Source organism: Parabacteroides sp. B2-S-102, assembly GCF_023656665.1.
Classification (GTDB): Bacteria; Bacteroidota; Bacteroidia; order Bacteroidales; family Tannerellaceae; genus Parabacteroides; species Parabacteroides distasonis.
This window is the reverse complement of record NZ_JAMOKM010000001.1, coordinates 207,151-224,776: the sequence shown is the minus strand read 5'-3', so window position 1 is coordinate 224,776 and position 17,626 is coordinate 207,151. Positions and strand designations below refer to the sequence as shown.

Sequence of the window (17,626 nt, the reverse complement as noted above, 5' to 3'; positions counted from 1 at the left end):
TATTAATTATGAGTTATGATTATGAATTAGAAGAGGTGAGATTGAACTCAGTACGATTGATAATGGATCGTCCTAAGGTGATCTCGTCGGCATACTCGATCTCATCACCGATAGATACGCCACGTGCGATGACACTGATCCTCACATCGTAACCGGATAGCTTCCGGTAAATAAAAAAGTTAGTCGTATCGCCTTCCATGGTAGTGCTCAACGCCAAGATGATCTCTTTCACCTCACCTTCGGCCACACGTCGCACCAGACTGTCGATACGCAAGTCGCTCGGTCCGATACCATCCATCGGCGAGATGATCCCGCCCAACACATGGTATACGCCACGGAATTGCCCGGTATTCTCTATCGCCATCACCTCCTTGATATTCTCTACCACGCAAACCAAGGAATGGTCACGGCTGGGGTTGGCGCAAATAGAGCAAACCTCATCATCACATATATTATGGCAGACCTTGCAGTACTTCACGTCTCGACGGAGGGCAACCAAGGCCGCGGCGAAGTTTTCCGTATAGCCGACGTCCCGGCGCAACATATAAAGCGCTAGCCGGAGCGCTGTCTTCCTCCCCACCCCCGGCAAGGAAGCCAATTCATTCACGGCATTTTCCAACAAGGCTGAAGGATATCTTTGATTCATCTACTTTCTGTATTTGACTACAAAAATAGAAAGAATTTACGAATTAACGATAAACCTCAAATTATTTACTCGGCTTCTCCCCCATCCCATTCAAGTCGCACATCTCTTGCTTGATATGTACAACTATAACTGCTCTAGGTATAATTGTTCATGTCCTCAAGTAATAAACATTCTTTTTGCCATATACAAACATACTTACTACTTGATCTATTTCCAAATGATCGCCGTGGGATGTACAGACCACGACGTGATTTGTATATTCCACGACTTGGTCTGTACAGATCACGCCGTGGTTTGTAGAATTATACAGCATGCGAACAAGAATTCATACGCTACTGGGCAAGAATTCATATAGATAATTTGGGTACGGTTGCCCTAACTATTCTAAAGAATCCTTGCATGTCTCAGCCAGAAAACATAAATTTGTCACCCAACACCCGTTTGGTGGAGCTATTACGAACTAATAATCTAACATTTTAATATCGTGAAACCAGAAAATGAAGAAAAGGTAACCGGGCTGCCAGAAAACGCCTACCGAGAATTAAAAGAAGGGGAAAGCTACAAGCCTCTTATGTCTCCCAACAAACACTATCCGGAGGTTACGCCTTGGTCCGTCCTTTGGGGATTGGTCATGGCGGTGATATTCAGCGCGGCGGCCGCTTATCTGGGCCTGAAGGTCGGTCAAGTATTCGAGGCCGCCATCCCGATCGCAATCATCGCCGTAGGGTTGTCCAGCGGATTCAAGCGAAAGAACGCCTTGGGAGAGAACGTCATCATCCAGTCTATCGGGGCCAGTAGCGGCGTGATCGTAGCGGGGGCCATTTTCACCTTGCCCGCCCTTTATATCCTGCAAGACAAATATCCGGAGATCACGGTCAATTTCTTCGAGGTTTTCATGAGTTCCTTGTTAGGAGGTATCATCGGGATCTTGCTATTAATCCCGTTCCGTAAATATTTCGTATCCGATATGCACGGTAAGTATCCCTTCCCGGAAGCTACGGCAACCACGCAAGTACTCGTCTCCGGCGAGAAAGGCGGAAGCCAAGCGAAGCCCTTGATATTCGCCGGATTAATCGGTGGTTTGTACGACTTCATCATCGCCACCTTCGGTTGGTGGGGCGAGACGATCAGTACCCGTATCGTCGGAGCCGGTGAGATGCTGGCAGAGAAGGCCAAGATCGTATTGAAAGTCAATACGGGCGCTGCCGTACTAGGTCTGGGTTACATCATCGGATTAAAATACTCCTTGATCATCTGCGCCGGTTCATTCTTGGTATGGTTGGTAATCATCCCCGCCATGTCCGCCATTTTCAGCGCCGACGTGCTTACGTTCGGAAATGACGCTATCACGGCGACCGTCGGGAGCATGAGCGCCGAGCAAATCTTCACCACCTACGCCCGCCACATCGGTATCGGAGGTATCGCTACCGCCGGGGTGATCGGCATCATCAACTCTTGGGGAATCATCAAGGGAGCCGTAGGCTTGGCGGCGAACGAGTTGAAAGGAAAAGGAGACGCTGTGGAGAGTAATACCATACGTACGCAAAAGGATTTGTCGATGAAGGTGATAACGATCGGTATCATCGTATCGCTGATCGTCACCTTCCTGTTCTTCCAGTTCGGCGTACTTCATAATTGGTTCCATGCCGCCATCGGCTTATTGCTGGTCGGGGTGATCGCTTTCCTGTTTACGACCGTAGCGGCAAACGCTATCGCTATCGTAGGGACGAACCCGGTATCGGGCATGACGCTCATGACGTTGATCCTCGCCTCCATCATCTTGGTCGCCGTAGGGTTGAAAGGGCCGGCCGGCATGGTATCCGCCCTGATTATCGGAGGCGTGGTTTGTACAGCGCTTTCCATGGCGGGAGGTTTCATTACCGACTTAAAGATCGGCTATTGGCTGGGGAGCACACCCGCCAAGCAAGAGACTTGGAAATTCTTAGGCACACTAGTTTCCGCCGCTACGGTAGGAGGCGTGATCTTGATATTGAACCAGACGTACGGTTTCACGACCGGACAATTGGCCGCTCCGCAAGCGAACGCTATGGCCGCCGTTATCGAGCCATTGATGAGTGGTTCGGGGGCACCTTGGGCTTTATACGCAATTGGAGCCGTCCTCGCCGTCGTATTGAACTTCTGCAAGATACCGGCGTTGGCATTCGCCTTGGGTATGTTTATCCCTTTGGACCTGAATACGCCGCTTTTGATCGGTGGAGCGATCAGTTGGTACGTAGGAAGCCGTAGCAAAGACCAAAGCTTGAACTCAGCCCGCTTGGAGAAAGGTACGTTACTGGCTTCCGGCTTTATCGCCGGCGGCGCCTTGATGGGCGTGGTCAGCGCAGCCTTACGTTTCGGCGGAATCAACTTGATGAACGAGGAATGGGCATCTAGCAATGCCGCCGAGATACTGGCGGTTGTCATGTACCTTGTCATGATCGCTTACCTCACATTTAATTCCCTGAACGCAAAAAAAGAATAGAATAAAGGAATAAGGATATGGAAGCACCTGTAATCAATGTGGGAATCATGACCCACAAAGCAATCTCATTTGTTTTTAACGAGGAGTATGTACATACGGAAACCGGCACGTTCACCATAGGCGAGCAACGTGCCCTCTGGGTAAACGGCAAGATCGTGTACAATGGGAAGCTTTATCAGGAGCTATTCTTCGAGCCGACCAGCCCGCAATCCTCTTTCGACTTGAAGGCGGTCACGATCGGCGTGGATTTTCACTGGCAACGACAGGAGGATCAACGCTTCAAGGGAGCGTTGAACCTCGTGGCGACCGATAAAGGTATCGTCACGATCAACCAAGTGGACGTGGAGGAATACCTTACCAGCGTAATCTCCTCGGAGATGAGCGCCAACGCTTCCAAAGAGTTGCTGAAAGCCCATGCCGTGATCTCGCGAAGCTGGCTCTTGGCACAGGTCGAGAAGAATTTCAACTTGAACGGATCGGTTACGCCCTATAAAAGTTGTTACCGCAACAACGAGACCTTGATCCGCTGGTACGACCGGGAGGACCATGATCTGTTCGATGTCTGTGCCGACGACCATTGCCAGCGTTACCAAGGTATTACCCGGGCATCGAACCCGATAGTCAGGGAGGTGATCAAAGAGACACGTGGAGAGGTATTGATGGATAACGATACGATCTGCGACGCCCGCTTCTCGAAATGCTGCGGAGGCGTGACCGAGAAATTCGAGAATTGCTGGGAACCGGTTCCCCACTCCTATCTTACCGCCTTGAGGGATGACGAGATTCCCTCCTATCCCGACTTGACGGACGAGCGGGAAGCGGAACAATGGATACGTACCTCACCCGAAGCCTTCTGTAATACAACGGACAAGGAGATCCTTAGCCAAGTGCTAAACAACTACGATCAAGAGACCACGGATTTCTACCGTTGGAAGGTAGAATATACGCAGGAGGAACTATCAAGGTTGATCCACCGGAAAACGGGTATGGATTTCGGGCCGATCATCGATCTCATACCGTTGGAAAGAGGTTCGTCCGGACGCATCACGAAACTCAAGATCGTAGGGGTACGCCGTTCGTTCACCATCGGCAAAGAGCTTGAGATACGCCGGACATTATCCGAGACGCATCTATACAGCTCGGCCTTTGTTGTCGATAAGAAGGATATCCGCCTTGATATCCCCTCCCGCTTCATCTTGACAGGAGCCGGATGGGGACATGGCGTAGGGCTTTGCCAGATCGGAGCCGCCGTGATGGGAGCCAAAGGATATTCGTACCGGAAAATCCTCACGCATTATTTCCCCGGAGCCTCTATTGAGAAAAGGTATTAAACAAGGGTGTCCAGATTTTGGACACCCTTGTCCAATTATTGGACACTCATAAACAATCGTACGCCACTCACCCCTCTGTTTTTCAACCACATAAACACAATGGCACGGTATTTGATTTTATCTTACCAGAAAATAATACAATAACAATATGAAAAACATCGGGATCGCAATTCGCTCCCTTTTTAAGAGAGGGCAACACAATGTAATGAAGATTATCTCCTTGGGTATAGGACTGACCATCGGCTTGGTGCTGATCGCTAAAGTCCACTTCGAGAACACCTACGATAACTTCTATTCGAACGGAGACCGGATCTATCGAGTATATGAGAAATTTTTCATGAACGGGGAAGTGGGCGACCACGGGCAAACGCCCGCCGGAGTAATCCCCCTCTTGAAACAAGAAACACCGGAGATCGAGGCCGCCACACGCTATACGTACTTCCGGGGAAACTCCCCTTTTACGATGTCCGACAACAAGCATCGGCTCAAAGCGACCTTCATCCTAGCGGACAGTTGTCTTTTCGACGTATTGCCCCGCCCCATGCTCATCGGAGACCCTAAGCAAGTTCTCTCCCAACCCATGTACGTGCTCGTATCCGACGAGATCGCCGAACGTATCGGCGGTAACGTGATGGGAAAACGCTTCGAGATTGACGACGCACCGGGACAAGCCCTCACGATAGGCGGCGTATTCAAGAAACTACCGGACAACACCGAACAGAGTTATGACATTATCGTATCCCTTTCCTCCATCAGCAAGTTCATGTGGGACGGAACCCATATGTTAACCGGAAACGACCGTTACCAAAGTTTCGTCAAGGTATCGCCGGGTACGACAGAGGCCCAATTGGAAGCGGGAATGAGACAGATGATCGACAAGCATTTCCCCGTAAACGACCTTAAGAAAGCCGGCGTGGAACTGACCTTCACCTTCCACAAACTACTCAACGTACATATGGAGGACGATATGGCCAAACGTATGGCCTTGATCCTCTCGTTCATCGCCTTCGTATTGATCTTCACCGCCGTAATGAACTATATATTGATCGTGATCTCCTCCATCGTGAACCGCACGAAAGAGATGGCCGTACGCAAATGTTACGGGGCGAGCGGTAAGGATATCCAAGGTATGGCGTTGTCCGAGGTAGGGACCCACGTCACCGTCGCGCTAGCGCTGGTCGTACTTTTGATCCTAGGATTTCAAGGAATTATAAAGGAGCTGATCGGCACGGGAGTCCGATCGTTATTCCTATCCACGGGTATGTGGGCGATATGCCTCACGGTCATAGTCGTACTGATCTCTACGGGCATAGCTACCGGCTGGTTCTTAGGACGCATTCCTGTAGCGGCTGTTTTCCGGAGCATCCGTGAGGCACGCCGCCTTTGGAAATTGGGACTCTTGTTCTTCCAGTTCACGGCAATCAGCTTCCTCGCCTCCTTATTGCTAGTGGTAGGCAAGCAATACGACCATATGGTGAATGATCATCCGGGATACAATCCCGAGAATCTTGCCTATGTGTATATCGGTGCCGTAGACTCCACGGGGCGTGCCAAACTGATCGAGGAAACCCAGAGATTGCCCGAGGTAGACGCCATCACGACTTGCTATAACCTTCCTTTCTGGGGAGCCTCGGGCAATAACGTCTATCTTCCGGGAGACGACCGGGAACTATTCAACATCGCCGACCTCTACGACGTAGGAAACGATTACCTGAACGTATTGGAAATCCCGATCGTAGAAGGACAGTACTTCACCGAGAATACCACCTCCTCGCAAGAGATACTGGTGAGCCGCAATTTCATTGAATACATGAAACCTTTCGCCGACTGGAAGGATGGAGCCGTGGGCAAGACGGTACAAATAACCGGACACGATACCAAGTCCGAGTCGATGCCTCTCTTCACGATCCGGGGCGTATTCGAGGATTTCCGCCTAGGTTCCATAGCGGGAGAAGATCCGCGAGCCAAGATCATGTTCTATACGAAAGGGGCGGCCCAACATATGGTCATTCGGTACCATAGCCTTTCTTCCGAGGCCCTACGCAAGACACAGGATCTAATGGGGCAACTCATCCCGGATAAAGAACTCAACGTGATCTCCTTCAAGAGCGAGATGCTGGAAGGATACACCTCCTCCCGGAAATTCCGTGATTCCGTCATGATCGGTGGCATCGTCACCTTGCTGATCGTCTTCATCGGATTGATCGGATACACGAACGACGAGGTGAACCGTCGCCGGAAAGAAATGGCGATCCGTAAGATTAACGGAGCCACGGTAAAAGACATACTCCATATTTTCTTGAAAGATATCATCACCATAGCATTGCCGGCCATCTTACTTGGTTGCGGTATCGCTTTCTATATCTCCCAAAAATGGCAAGAACAATTCTCGGAAAAGATCCAGCTATCCTGGTATCTATTCGTGGGAGGAGGCGTATTGGTACTCACCGTCATACTGGCGGTTTCCGGATATAACGTATTCCGTACCACCCACGACAATCCCGTAAACAACCTCAAGTCCGAATAAATCAAAAGGGCCGCATCTTATCCGGACGGCGGCCCTTTGACTTAATGTTTACCTATTTCCCGGTTATGATGAACAACCGGTTCGCTTTCACTCTCACGAGCTATTACTATGACACAAAGGTAGGCCGAAGGTTTAAAACGATCAAAAAGAATTCGACGAATCGGGCGTTTTCCTCGGTGAATCTCGTTATTTTTCCTACTTTTGTCCCTATTAATACATACAACCATGGGACTGAAAAAACAATTCGTATCAGCGATTTTGCTAGGCAGCGCACTAACCGCTCCCCTATTCGCACAAGATATCGCCACCCCGTCCAGCTCGATAGACACTTTAGCCATTTTCTCATTCAACGATTTTCATGGGGCTTTCGCCTCCGACGGGATCACGCCGGGAGCCGCCCGGTTGGTACAAATGACACAAAACGAGAAACAACGCTATCCGCATTCCATCGTTGTCTCAGGCGGAGATAATTTCAGCGGAAGCTATTTCTCCAAGATCACGAAAGGCGAGCCTATCAAAGAAATGTACGAGGCGATGGACGTGGAAATGTCCGCCATCGGTAACCACGAGTTCGACTGGGGACTTTCTTATCTAGTGGACACCGCCGCCTTGAATATCCCCCATGTGGCCGCCAATATCACCGAAGAGAAGAGATATACTCACCCCAACTGGTTGAGTCCCTACCGTATCGTAGAGCGTAAGTTGAAAGATGGCTCCTCCCTGCGCATAGCCTTCATCGGACTGACCACGACGGACACCTACGTCAAGACCAAGCCGGAGAACCTGAAAGGGCTTCAGTTCACGCATCCGCTGGGAGCGGTGTGCATACAAACCGTCTACCAGTTAAAGAAAGAGGACCAGATCGATATGATTATCCTCTTGATGCACATCGGCACGGATATGAAAATGCCTTACCGCATCACCGAGGAGAACGCCCAAGGACTGCCGTTCATCGATAAGGTAGACGCCATCATATCCGCCCACTCGCATGAGCTGGTGCTCGATAAGATCAATAACATTCCCATCATCCAAGCCGGCGTAAACGGTACCCATATCGGGAAACTGCTGTTCCAGATACAGGATTTCAACGGACACCGGGATATCTCTTTCATCCAAGGGGATACCGTGCGTGTAGCCTGCGAGGAGAACCCGGAGATGCGAGAGGCCGTGGAGAAGATCATGGATAAATATCGGCTGAACGAGAAACTTGCCACGGCAAAAGAGGCCTTGATCCACGACCGTACCATCAATAAGTTCGACTATACGCCTATCGGGGCGTTGGTCACGGCCGCTTACGCCCAGCGTTTCCAAAAAGAGATGCCCGCTTACAAGGATCAGCCGGTGATCGGCGTAAACCATTACGGAGGTATACGTGCGGCCCTCCCGAAAGGAGATATCACCCGACTGCGTGCCGGCAACATCTTGCCTTTCGGCTCCGCTATCGTTGCCTATCGTTTCGACGGCAAGCGGTTGAAGAAGCTATTGGAGGATGGACGGAAGAATCCGAACGGTTTCCTTCAATCCTCCGACCTCACGCTTACCCTAAGCGGAAATAAGATCGAGAAAATAGTCTATACGAGAGACGGGCAAAAGACCGAGATCGAGGACAATACCCCTTGCGTGGTGACCCTAGACGCTTTCATCACCGATGGCGGAGACGGGTACGACGCCTCTTTATTCAAGGGCTACGAGATCCCGGAATTCGATAATTTAGGTATCATATCAACCGACGCTTTCATGGACTACCTAAAGGGCATCAAGAAACCCATCACGGTAGAATCCACGCATATGCCCGTTATTTCAAAGTAAAGCCGTATCTTTGTGGAGAAAAAGAAAGAAGTTAGCAATACATGAACAGCTATATCATCCTTTTTATTATCGCTGCCTATTTCACCGTCTTGCTGCTGATAGCATGGATCACGGGGCGTAATAACAGCAACGAGGCATTCTTCCTCGGGGACAGGAAATCACCTTGGTATATCGTCTCTATCGGCATGGTAGGGACATCCTTATCGGGGGTGACGTTCGTATCGGTACCCGGCATGGTGCGGGCGATCGATATGACGTATATGCAGACTGTATTAGGCTTCTTCGTGGGATATATCATTATAGCCAAGGTATTGCTACCGCTATACTATAAGTTGCAGCTTACCTCCATCTACTCGTATCTGGATGACCGGATCGGGAGAAGGGGGTACAAGACAGGGGCCTCATTCTTCCTGCTCTCGAAGATCGTAGGGGCGGCCGCACGCTTATATCTAGTGGTCTTGATCTTGCAAACCTACGTGTTCAACGCTTGGAACATCCCATTCGCCGTGACCGCTATCCTCAGTATCCTGCTGGTATGGCTATATACGTTCCGGAGCGGTATCAAGACGATCATCTGGACAGATACGTTGCAGGCCCTTTGTCTCGTGGCAATGTTGATCGTGATCATCTGGCAGGTGAAGGACAAGATGGGACTGGATTTCGGGGATATGGCGCAGACCTTGGTGGAAAGCCCTCATTTCCGGATCTTTGAGTTCGGCGATTGGCATAGTACGCAGAACTTCTTCAAGCAGTTCTTCAGCGGTATCTTTATCACGATCGTCATGACCGGGCTGGATCAGGACATGATGCAAAAGAACCTCTCCTGCAAGAGCTTGAAGGATGCCCAGAAAAACATGTACACATATGGCTTCGCCTTCACGCCGGTCAACTTCTTGTTTCTCGCACTGGGGGTACTGCTACTGACATTGGCGGCACAGCAGAACATCCAGTTGCCAACCCTCAACGACGATATCCTCCCGATGTTTTGTACCTCGGGGATCTTGGGCGGGAGTATCTTGATCTTCTTTACGATCGGTATCATAGCGGCGGCTTTCAGTAGCGCCGACTCGGCGTTGACAGCGCTCACCACCTCTTTTTGCGTGGATATCCTCGGCGTGCAGAGAGAGGAAGCGAAAAGGGCGAAACGTACCCGCCTAAAGGTACACGTGATGATATCCGTCTTGTTCGTCTTGATCATCTTGGCGTTCAAGGCCGTAAATAACCGAAGCGTTATCGACGCGATCTACATGATAGCGTCGTACACGTATGGTCCTCTATTGGGGCTGTTTGTTTTCGGGCTTTTCACGAAGCGGAAACCCCGTGACAAATACGTGCCCTATATCTGTATAGCCTCCCCGTTGATTTGCCTTGCCACGGATTTCTTAGTGAAACAATACGTAGGCTATACGTTCGGCTACGAGATGCTTATGGTAAACGGAGGCATCACGTTCGCCGGGCTGTGGCTTTCGGCAATTGAAAATGGAAATTTGAAAATTGAGAATTAAACCTAGCCATTATTCAATACTCATTATTCATTAATTTATATTTTATGGAAATTAAAAGCGCAGAATTTGTTATCAGCAACACAGACGTAAGGAAATGCCCCGAGGGTAATAAGCCGGAGTATGCCTTCATCGGACGAAGTAATGTAGGCAAATCCTCCTTGATCAATATGCTTACCAACAAGAAGGGCTTGGCGATGACTTCGCAAACACCGGGTAAGACTTTACTTATCAATCATTTTCTTATCAATAACGAGTGGTATCTGGTAGATCTTCCGGGGTATGGCTTCGCCCAACGAGGCAAGGAGAACCGGGAGCAATTGAAACGTATCATCGAGAACTATATCCTCGATCGAGAGCAACTGACCAACCTATTTGTCCTTTTGGACTGCCGTCACGAGGCGCAAAAGATCGATCTGGAGTTTATGGAATGGCTGGGTGAGAGCGGGGTTCCTTTCTCTATCATCTTCACGAAGATCGACAAGATCAGCAAGGGACGCTTGAAAGAGAACCTAAAAGTCTATACGGATAAATTACTGGAGACTTGGGAAGAGCTTCCTCCGATCTTCCTCTCTTCCTCGGAGAAGAAAGAGGGACGGGATGAGATTCTGGACTATATCGAGTCTATCAACAATAGCTTGAATAATTGAAAATTAGTTGAGTTGATATGGGATTAGCTTCGGTTCTTCTGGTTTTATCTCCGTTTACGCAGATCAATACGCCTTATCCTTCCACGGCTTACCTAAAAGGTTATCTGAAAGCAAAGGGTGTGCGAGCCGGGCAGGCGGATCTGGGTATCGAGACGATCTTGGCTTTGTTTTCCACGCAGGGTCTCGGGGAACTGTTCGCCGAGATCGAGCGGCGGAAAGGTAAATATCCGGCTAAAGTCCGGGGGTTGCTGGCTAATAAGCAACGGTATATCGACACGATAGCCGCCGTCGTCGCTTTCCTTCAGGGAAAGAACGATCCTCTCGCTTATCGCATCTGTAACCAAGATTACCTTCCCGAAAGCGACCGCGGGAGCCAAAACGAGGAGGAGCTGGAATGGGCGTTCGGCACTTCGGGATTACGGGATAAGGCCCGTTATCTGGCGACCTTGTATCTGGAGGATCTCTGCGACTTGATCCGGGAAACGATCGACCCGGATTTCGGTTTCAGCCGATATGCCGAGCATCTAGGCCGCTGCGCCTCCTCCTTCGACGAGATCGAGGAAGCCCTCCAAAAGCCTTTCAGCTTTATCGATCGCATGACGCAGCCGCTATTAGAAAAGCACATAGCCGAGAGCAAGCCCAAGGCGATCGCTTTCAGCGTACCTTTCCCGGGGAATTTATTCAGTACCCTCCGGCTCGCCCAATGGCTACGGCAGGCACATCCCGATATCCCGATCCTTATGGGAGGTGGTTTCGTGAATACGGAACTTCGCTCCATCACGGATACACGCTTCTTCAAATACATCGATTACCTCTTGCTAGATGATGGAGAGGACCCACTCTTCCAAGTGTTACGCTATCTGGACGGGGCGATCCAAAAAGAGGAACTGGTACGCACCTTCTCCTTGGACGAGAACGGTAGCCGGGTCGTTTATCAAGATAATCCCGCTTACCCCGCTTGCCGGCAAAGCGAGACCGGATTCCCGGATTACGAGGGCTTGCCGCTGGACAAATACATCTCCGTCATGGAAATGGCCAACCCGATGCACAAGCTTTGGAGCGATGGTCGCTGGAATAAACTGACCTTGGCGCACGGTTGCTACTGGGGGAAATGCGCCTTCTGTGACGGCTCATTGGATTACATCAAACGATATGAGCCGAATACAGCCAAGACTTTGGTAGACCGTATGGAGCGCTTGATCGAGCAAACCGGCGAGATCGGCTTCCATTTCGTGGACGAGGCCGCTCCACCCGCCTTGCTACGGGAAATGGCGCAGGAGATTATCCGCCGTGGGATAACCGTCGTGTGGTGGGGAAATATTCGTTTTGAGAAAAGCTATACTGAGGAACTATGCGACCTTCTTCAACGAAGTGGCTGCATCGCCGTGTCGGGAGGTCTGGAAGTAGCCTCTCCCCGACTCCTCAAGCTGATAAATAAAGGGGTGACAGTGGCTCAAGTGGCACGGGTCGCCAACAACTTTACCGGGGCAGGCATCATGGTCCATGCCTATTTGATGTATGGTTTCCCGACCCAAACCGCTCAAGAAACCATAGATTCCTTAGAAACGGTCCGGCAAATGTTTGAGCTTGGGCTGATTCAATCCGGATTTTGGCATCGTTTCGCCATGACAGCGCATAGCCCTGTGGGGTTGCACCCCGCCGAGTACAGTTGCCGTGTCACGGAGCCTCCCTTTGGCGGATTCGCCCGTAATGACGTACAGTTCGAGGCGCTATCCGGCTGCGATCCGGAGCTTTTCAGCGAGGGGCTTCGCGTTTCCCTCTACAATTACATGAATGGAACAGGTTTCGACTTGCCCTTGCATAAATGGTTCGGCGGCATGAAAGTACCACGCACCACCCTGCCGCCGAATTATATAGAGAGGATAGTGGAGGAATAGCCCCGTAGAGGCTCGCCGGAGGATTGGAAACGGGTTGGAACTCTGCGGCGATCTCCGCCGGGCATCTTGAGTTCCCTTCCGATCCTCCGGCGCCCCCCGCCGGGCATCCCAAGAGTCTTCCACATCCCCCGGCGATAGCCGCCGGATGCTTCAAAGTCCTTCCAACTCCCTCGGCAAGGCTCGCCGAGTATTTAATAACTGATCTTGCACCCCACGAAATAACTTCTAGGAATTCCCGGGCCATAGATATACCCGGCATCCCGATGCGCTCCCTTGTCGAAATCATCTTGATAGGAGTCGAAGATATTCTGTATTCCGGCGTTCACCTGCAAGGTTGCGGACTTGAAGATCGGGAAGTCGTAAGACAGCTTCAGGTTCAAGTCGAAGAAATCACGAGTCTTCTCCTCACGATCCTCGGGAATGTAACCCGCCAAGTGCTGCACCAACATGCTGCCCGTATAGGTTCCCGTCAATGAGGCGGAGAAACGTTTCACGGGCGTGAAGGTAGAGGTGAAATAGCCATATACGTCCGGAGAGCGGAACATCTTCTTCTGCGGGGTGATATTCGGGTTCTCGCTCCATTGCTCTGCCTCCTTGTAGCGGCTCCGTTGCAAAGTAGCGCCCGCCTGTATCTGCATCCAAGAATAGGCCATCTTACCCTCCAGATTGATACCCATCACACGGGCACCCTTTCCATTACGGCGTTCCATCAGCAGGTTATTGTCCTCGTCACGGCCGATCTCCTCCAAGATAAACACGTTCCGTAAATCCGTATAGAAACCTTCCACTAAGAAATTCACTTGAACCGGGCCGAAGCGATGATAAAAATCCACGGAAGCGCTCACGCTCTGCGAATTCTCCTCCTTCAAGTCCGGAGAGATCTGGATGATCGCCACGTCGCCCCCCACGGCGGTGATATGCAAATCCTCGTCGAACGCTTGAGGGGCCCGGAAACCGCTGGAGTACGACATACGCAGGTTGATATCCTTCGTCGGATTGAAGCGCACGTTCGCACGAGGGCTAAAGATCACATGATCCATCATGTTATGCTTATCCAAACGGCCACCGATCAAGAAACTCCAACGGTCATTCTTCCACTCGTTCTGGGCGAAGGCGCTACCGATATGCACGGTCTGGGCGATCGTACGGTGATAGCCAAGCATCTCGTCTTGCAGATCATCGTAGCTATATTCGGCGCCTCCCGTAAAGGTAGCGGGCATAAAAAGGCATTTATCCCATTCGTAGGAATATTGGGCGCCACCGATAAAGGTCATGTCCGTCGTGTTACCATAGGCGTTCGGATCTTTTCCGGCACCGTAATAACTCTGGCGTTTCGTATGCTGGGCGGAGGTGTACACATTCAGCCGATGATGGTAGTTGCGAGAGAAAAGATCGAATTTCAGGCCTCCCCCGTTGATCTGGTGGTCGGTCTGCTCGGTGATATCCGTCTCGTGAGGCGGAAGATCCAATAAATTACCACCTCGCCGGAACTCGCTGATGTTATGGTACTCGAAAGTGAGCTTGGAGTAGTTGCTGGTCTTTAGGTAGGAACGGAATCCGAGGGTCTTCGCCTCCAGCTTACCCAGCTCCGAGTAGCCATCGCCATCATGGTCGTAAGAGGCACGGTGGCGGCCCTGCCCAAAGAGGTAGATACCCGCCTTATGATCGTCCGTCACCAACGAGGCGTTCACGGTCGTATTATTATCCGGACGGCTTCCCCCGATCATCGTCAACGAATGGGCAATCTGGGCAGAGTTGCGCATCGGTTCCTTCGTGATGATATTGATCGTACCGGCGATAGCGGACGAGCCGAACAAGGCCGAGCCTCCTCCGCGCATCACCTCTACCCGCTCGATCATATTCGCCGGGATCTGCTCCAAGCCATATACGCCGGTCAGGGCGCTGAAGATCGGCCGGCTATCCACCAAGATCTGGGTATAAGGGCCTTCCAGACCATTGATACGTACTTGTTGGAAACCGCAATTCTGGCAGTTATTCTCCACACGCACGCCGGGCTGGAAGTTCAGACCGTCGGCCAAGGAAGTGGCGTGCGTAGTCTCGAACACCTTGGAGTCGAGTACATTTACCAAAGAAGGAGCCAGACGGCGGGTCGTCTCGTTACGGTTTGCCGATACGACGACACCGTCCAAGGAGACAGCGTCTTCCTCGGCATTGAAATTGATCTCCAATGTCTTCCCTTTCTTAAGGGTCACCGTCTTCTCCTCGGTTTTATATCCGATAGACTTCATGACCAAGGTGTATTTTCCCTCGGGAAGATTCTTCATATAGTAATGACCGGTAGCGTCGGTGGTCGTACCGATCGTCGTACCGTGGAGGTAGACATTGATAAAAGAGAGATGCTCTCCTGTTTTCTTATCGAGGATATGGCCTACGATATTAGCGTCGGAAGGATTCAGGGAGGTATGATCGTCTCCCTCTGCCCACGCTGATGTAAAGACACAGCACAGGCATAGTATAAGTGTAATGAACTTATTCATTGCTTGATTAATAGTTGTTTGAATATTAATGATTACGAATTGCCGAGGAGACGGGCATGCCCCGTCTCTACAAACGGATATTGATTTCTGGATATGTAATCAAACAACTGGGGGAGCCCGCAGGTATCGCAGTCCCTCAACGGAAGTGACATGATCCGGATAGACCGGAGACTCAGAGAGATTAGATATTTTTAAAGAATAGAATTGTAAACGTAACAGGTGAATCGCCCCGTCCATCACGTGAATAGATGAGAGCATATGAAACAACTGTATCTCCGCCAAAGAGGTATGATGATGGCAAGTACCGTCCGCCGTCTTCTTGAAAGGGTGCGCATGCACGATGGTCGTACCATGCTCCACATGGACGTGCGTAAAAAGCGAGACACTGCTATAATACGCAATAAAAAGTACCGGCAGCAACCACTTTATATATTTAACCATCGTTTCCCTCACCCTGTATCATCGTTATTTCGTGGGCAAAGATACTACAATTTTTTTAATTGCTTTGTTTTATATATTTTTGCGCTTCTAAAGCAAAAAAGAAACTCTTATGAATTGGTTACTTGAGACGCTTACAGAACCCTCGATGATACAGGCCGTGGCCGTCATTTCTATCGTGGCGGCGGTTGGTGTGTATTTAGGGCGGCTAAAGATATTCGGCATTTCATTAGGCATCACTTTTGTATTCTTCGCCGGTATTATGGCAGGGCATCTGGGCATTACCGTAAATAAGGACATGCTGAACTTCGCTCAGAACTTCGGGCTTATCGTTTTCGTATATACCTTGGGATTGCAGGTAGGTCCCGGTTTCTTCTCTTCCCTAAAAAAAGGCGGGGTGGAAATGAATACGATGGGATTAGGGGTGATCGCTTTAGGACTGATTTTGACGTTGGTGTTTCATTGGATAACAGGAATTTCCGTCCCCGTTATGGTAGGGTTGCTATCCGGTGCCGTAACGAATACCCCGGCCCTAGGTGCCGCCCAGCAAGCGCTCTTACAAATGGATCCGGAAAATACGAGGAACGTAACGGATATGGCTCTGGCCTGTGCCGTAGCTTATCCATTAGGTGTCGTAGGCGTAATTCTCGCTATTATCATCTTGAGGTCCTTATTCGCAAAAAAGACACAGAGCACGCATAAGGAGCAAGACACGACAACAAACGTAGCGGAATTTCAGGTATTAAACCCCTCTATTTACAATAAGAGCATCCAGCAAGTCATGAAATTGACAGAGAAACATTTCGTGATCTCCCGCCTCTGGAGGAACGGAAAGGTGACGATCCCTACCTCTGAAACCATCTTAAAGGAAAAAGACCATTTGCTTATCATATCCGTAAAGGCGGATGTCGAATCCATCAAGGTACTTTTCGGAGAACAAGAGACTACGGACTGGAATAAGGAAGATATTGACTGGAACGCTATCGACAGCCAATTGATCTCCCGCCGTATCGTCGTAACCCGCAACCGGGTAAACGGGGTAAAGCTAGGCTCGCTCCGGCTCCGCAACCTATACGGGATCAACATCACCCGGGTAAACCGTGCGGGTATCGATCTGGTGGCCTCCCGTGACCTCCGTCTACAGATTGGGGATAAACTAACGATCGTAGGCGAGGCCAATTCCGTGAATAACGTGGGTAAGATATTGGGAGACGAGCTGAAACGGCTGGATAACCCCAACCTGCTTGCCATATTCGTAGGACTTACGCTGGGCGTATTAATCGGGGCGATCCCAATCGCCATACCGGGAATGAGTACCCCCATCAAGCTGGGTATCGCCGGAGGACCGATCATCGTTGGAATCTTGATGGGCGCGTTCGGCCCCCGTTTCCACCTAACGACTTATACCACCCAGAGCGCAAACCTGATGATGCGGCAGTTCGGTATAGTGATCTATCTGGCGGGACTGGGAATCGACTCCGGAGCTCATTTCTTCGAGACCGTCTTCCGTGCCGAAGGATTGTTATGGATCGGCCTCGGTTTCCTATTGACGATCGTACCGGTCTTGATCGTCGGGTTCATCGCCTCTCAATTCTTCAAGCTAGATTACGCCCACAACATAGGTATGCTATGCGGAAGCATGGCCAATCCGATGGCCTTGAGTTATGCCAATACGACCGTCGAGGGTGACGAGCCTTCCGTATCTTACGCTACGGTTTACCCGTTATCCATGTTCATCCGGGTGATTTCTGCCCAATTATTGATCATGTTATTCACTTGACTGCTTAAAAAGTCTAACATTCGACCTGTTTTTTGTTTCACTTACCTTATCTTTGCAAGACATTT

The 17,626-nt window shown here is 50.4% G+C and carries 11 protein-coding genes; 8 read left to right on the top strand and 3 right to left on the bottom strand.

Features of this window, described 5'->3' with window-relative positions; all coding sequences use genetic code 11:
• Window positions 1–19: 19 nt before the first annotated feature.
• The gene (recR, locus tag NBH07_RS00925; protein WP_005856213.1) at window positions 20–646 is read right to left on the bottom strand and encodes a recombination mediator RecR; all 627 of its coding nucleotides are present in this window, start codon (window positions 644–646) and stop codon (window positions 20–22) included.
• A gap of 484 nt (window positions 647–1,130) precedes the next feature.
• Between recR and NBH07_RS00920 the strand changes: the two genes are divergently transcribed.
• The 7 genes from NBH07_RS00920 (at window position 1,131) to NBH07_RS00890 (ending at window position 12,845) form a co-directional block, all read left to right on the top strand.
• Window positions 1,131–3,128 carry an OPT family oligopeptide transporter gene (locus NBH07_RS00920; protein WP_005868174.1) on the top strand — a complete coding sequence of 666 codons (1,998 nt, stop codon included), beginning with the start codon at window positions 1,131–1,133 and terminating at the stop codon, window positions 3,126–3,128.
• A gap of 17 nt (window positions 3,129–3,145) precedes the next feature.
• Window positions 3,146–4,459: a SpoIID/LytB domain-containing protein gene (locus tag NBH07_RS00915; protein WP_156682638.1), complete on the top strand. Its 1,314-nt coding sequence runs from the start codon at window positions 3,146–3,148 to the stop codon at window positions 4,457–4,459.
• A 148-nt stretch (window positions 4,460–4,607) separates the two neighbouring features.
• Window positions 4,608–6,986, top strand: coding sequence for an ABC transporter permease (locus NBH07_RS00910; RefSeq protein ID WP_036629497.1), 2,379 nt, complete (start codon window positions 4,608–4,610; stop codon window positions 6,984–6,986).
• A 225-nt stretch (window positions 6,987–7,211) separates the two neighbouring features.
• Window positions 7,212–8,795: a bifunctional metallophosphatase/5'-nucleotidase gene (locus NBH07_RS00905; RefSeq protein ID WP_005856204.1), complete on the top strand. Its 1,584-nt coding sequence runs from the start codon at window positions 7,212–7,214 to the stop codon at window positions 8,793–8,795.
• Window positions 8,796–8,836: 41 nt separating this feature from the next.
• The gene (locus tag NBH07_RS00900; RefSeq protein WP_005856201.1) at window positions 8,837–10,300 is read left to right on the top strand and encodes a sodium:solute symporter; all 1,464 of its coding nucleotides are present in this window, start codon (window positions 8,837–8,839) and stop codon (window positions 10,298–10,300) included.
• 44 nt (window positions 10,301–10,344) lie between these two features.
• Entirely contained in the window at window positions 10,345–10,947 is a 603-nt protein-coding gene (yihA, locus tag NBH07_RS00895) for a ribosome biogenesis GTP-binding protein YihA/YsxC (protein ID WP_005856199.1), read from the top strand.
• Between the two features lie 17 nt (window positions 10,948–10,964).
• Window positions 10,965–12,845, top strand: a complete 1,881-nt coding sequence (locus NBH07_RS00890) for a B12-binding domain-containing radical SAM protein (RefSeq protein WP_005856197.1) — start codon at window positions 10,965–10,967, stop codon at window positions 12,843–12,845.
• A gap of 191 nt (window positions 12,846–13,036) precedes the next feature.
• Here the strand turns inward: NBH07_RS00890 and NBH07_RS00885 are convergent, their stop codons facing one another.
• Window positions 13,037–15,343 (bottom strand): TonB-dependent receptor, encoded by a 2,307-nt coding sequence (locus NBH07_RS00885; RefSeq protein WP_009017852.1) that lies wholly within the window; start codon window positions 15,341–15,343, stop codon window positions 13,037–13,039.
• Between the two features lie 99 nt (window positions 15,344–15,442).
• Window positions 15,443–15,796: a DUF8478 family putative metalloprotein gene (locus NBH07_RS00880; protein ID WP_005856195.1), complete on the bottom strand. Its 354-nt coding sequence runs from the start codon at window positions 15,794–15,796 to the stop codon at window positions 15,443–15,445.
• 97 nt (window positions 15,797–15,893) lie between these two features.
• Between NBH07_RS00880 and NBH07_RS00875 the strand changes: the two genes are divergently transcribed.
• A complete protein-coding gene (locus NBH07_RS00875) occupies window positions 15,894–17,561 on the top strand; it encodes a putative transporter (RefSeq protein ID WP_005856194.1) in 1,668 nt (555 codons plus the stop codon).
• Window positions 17,562–17,626 lie beyond the last annotated feature (65 nt).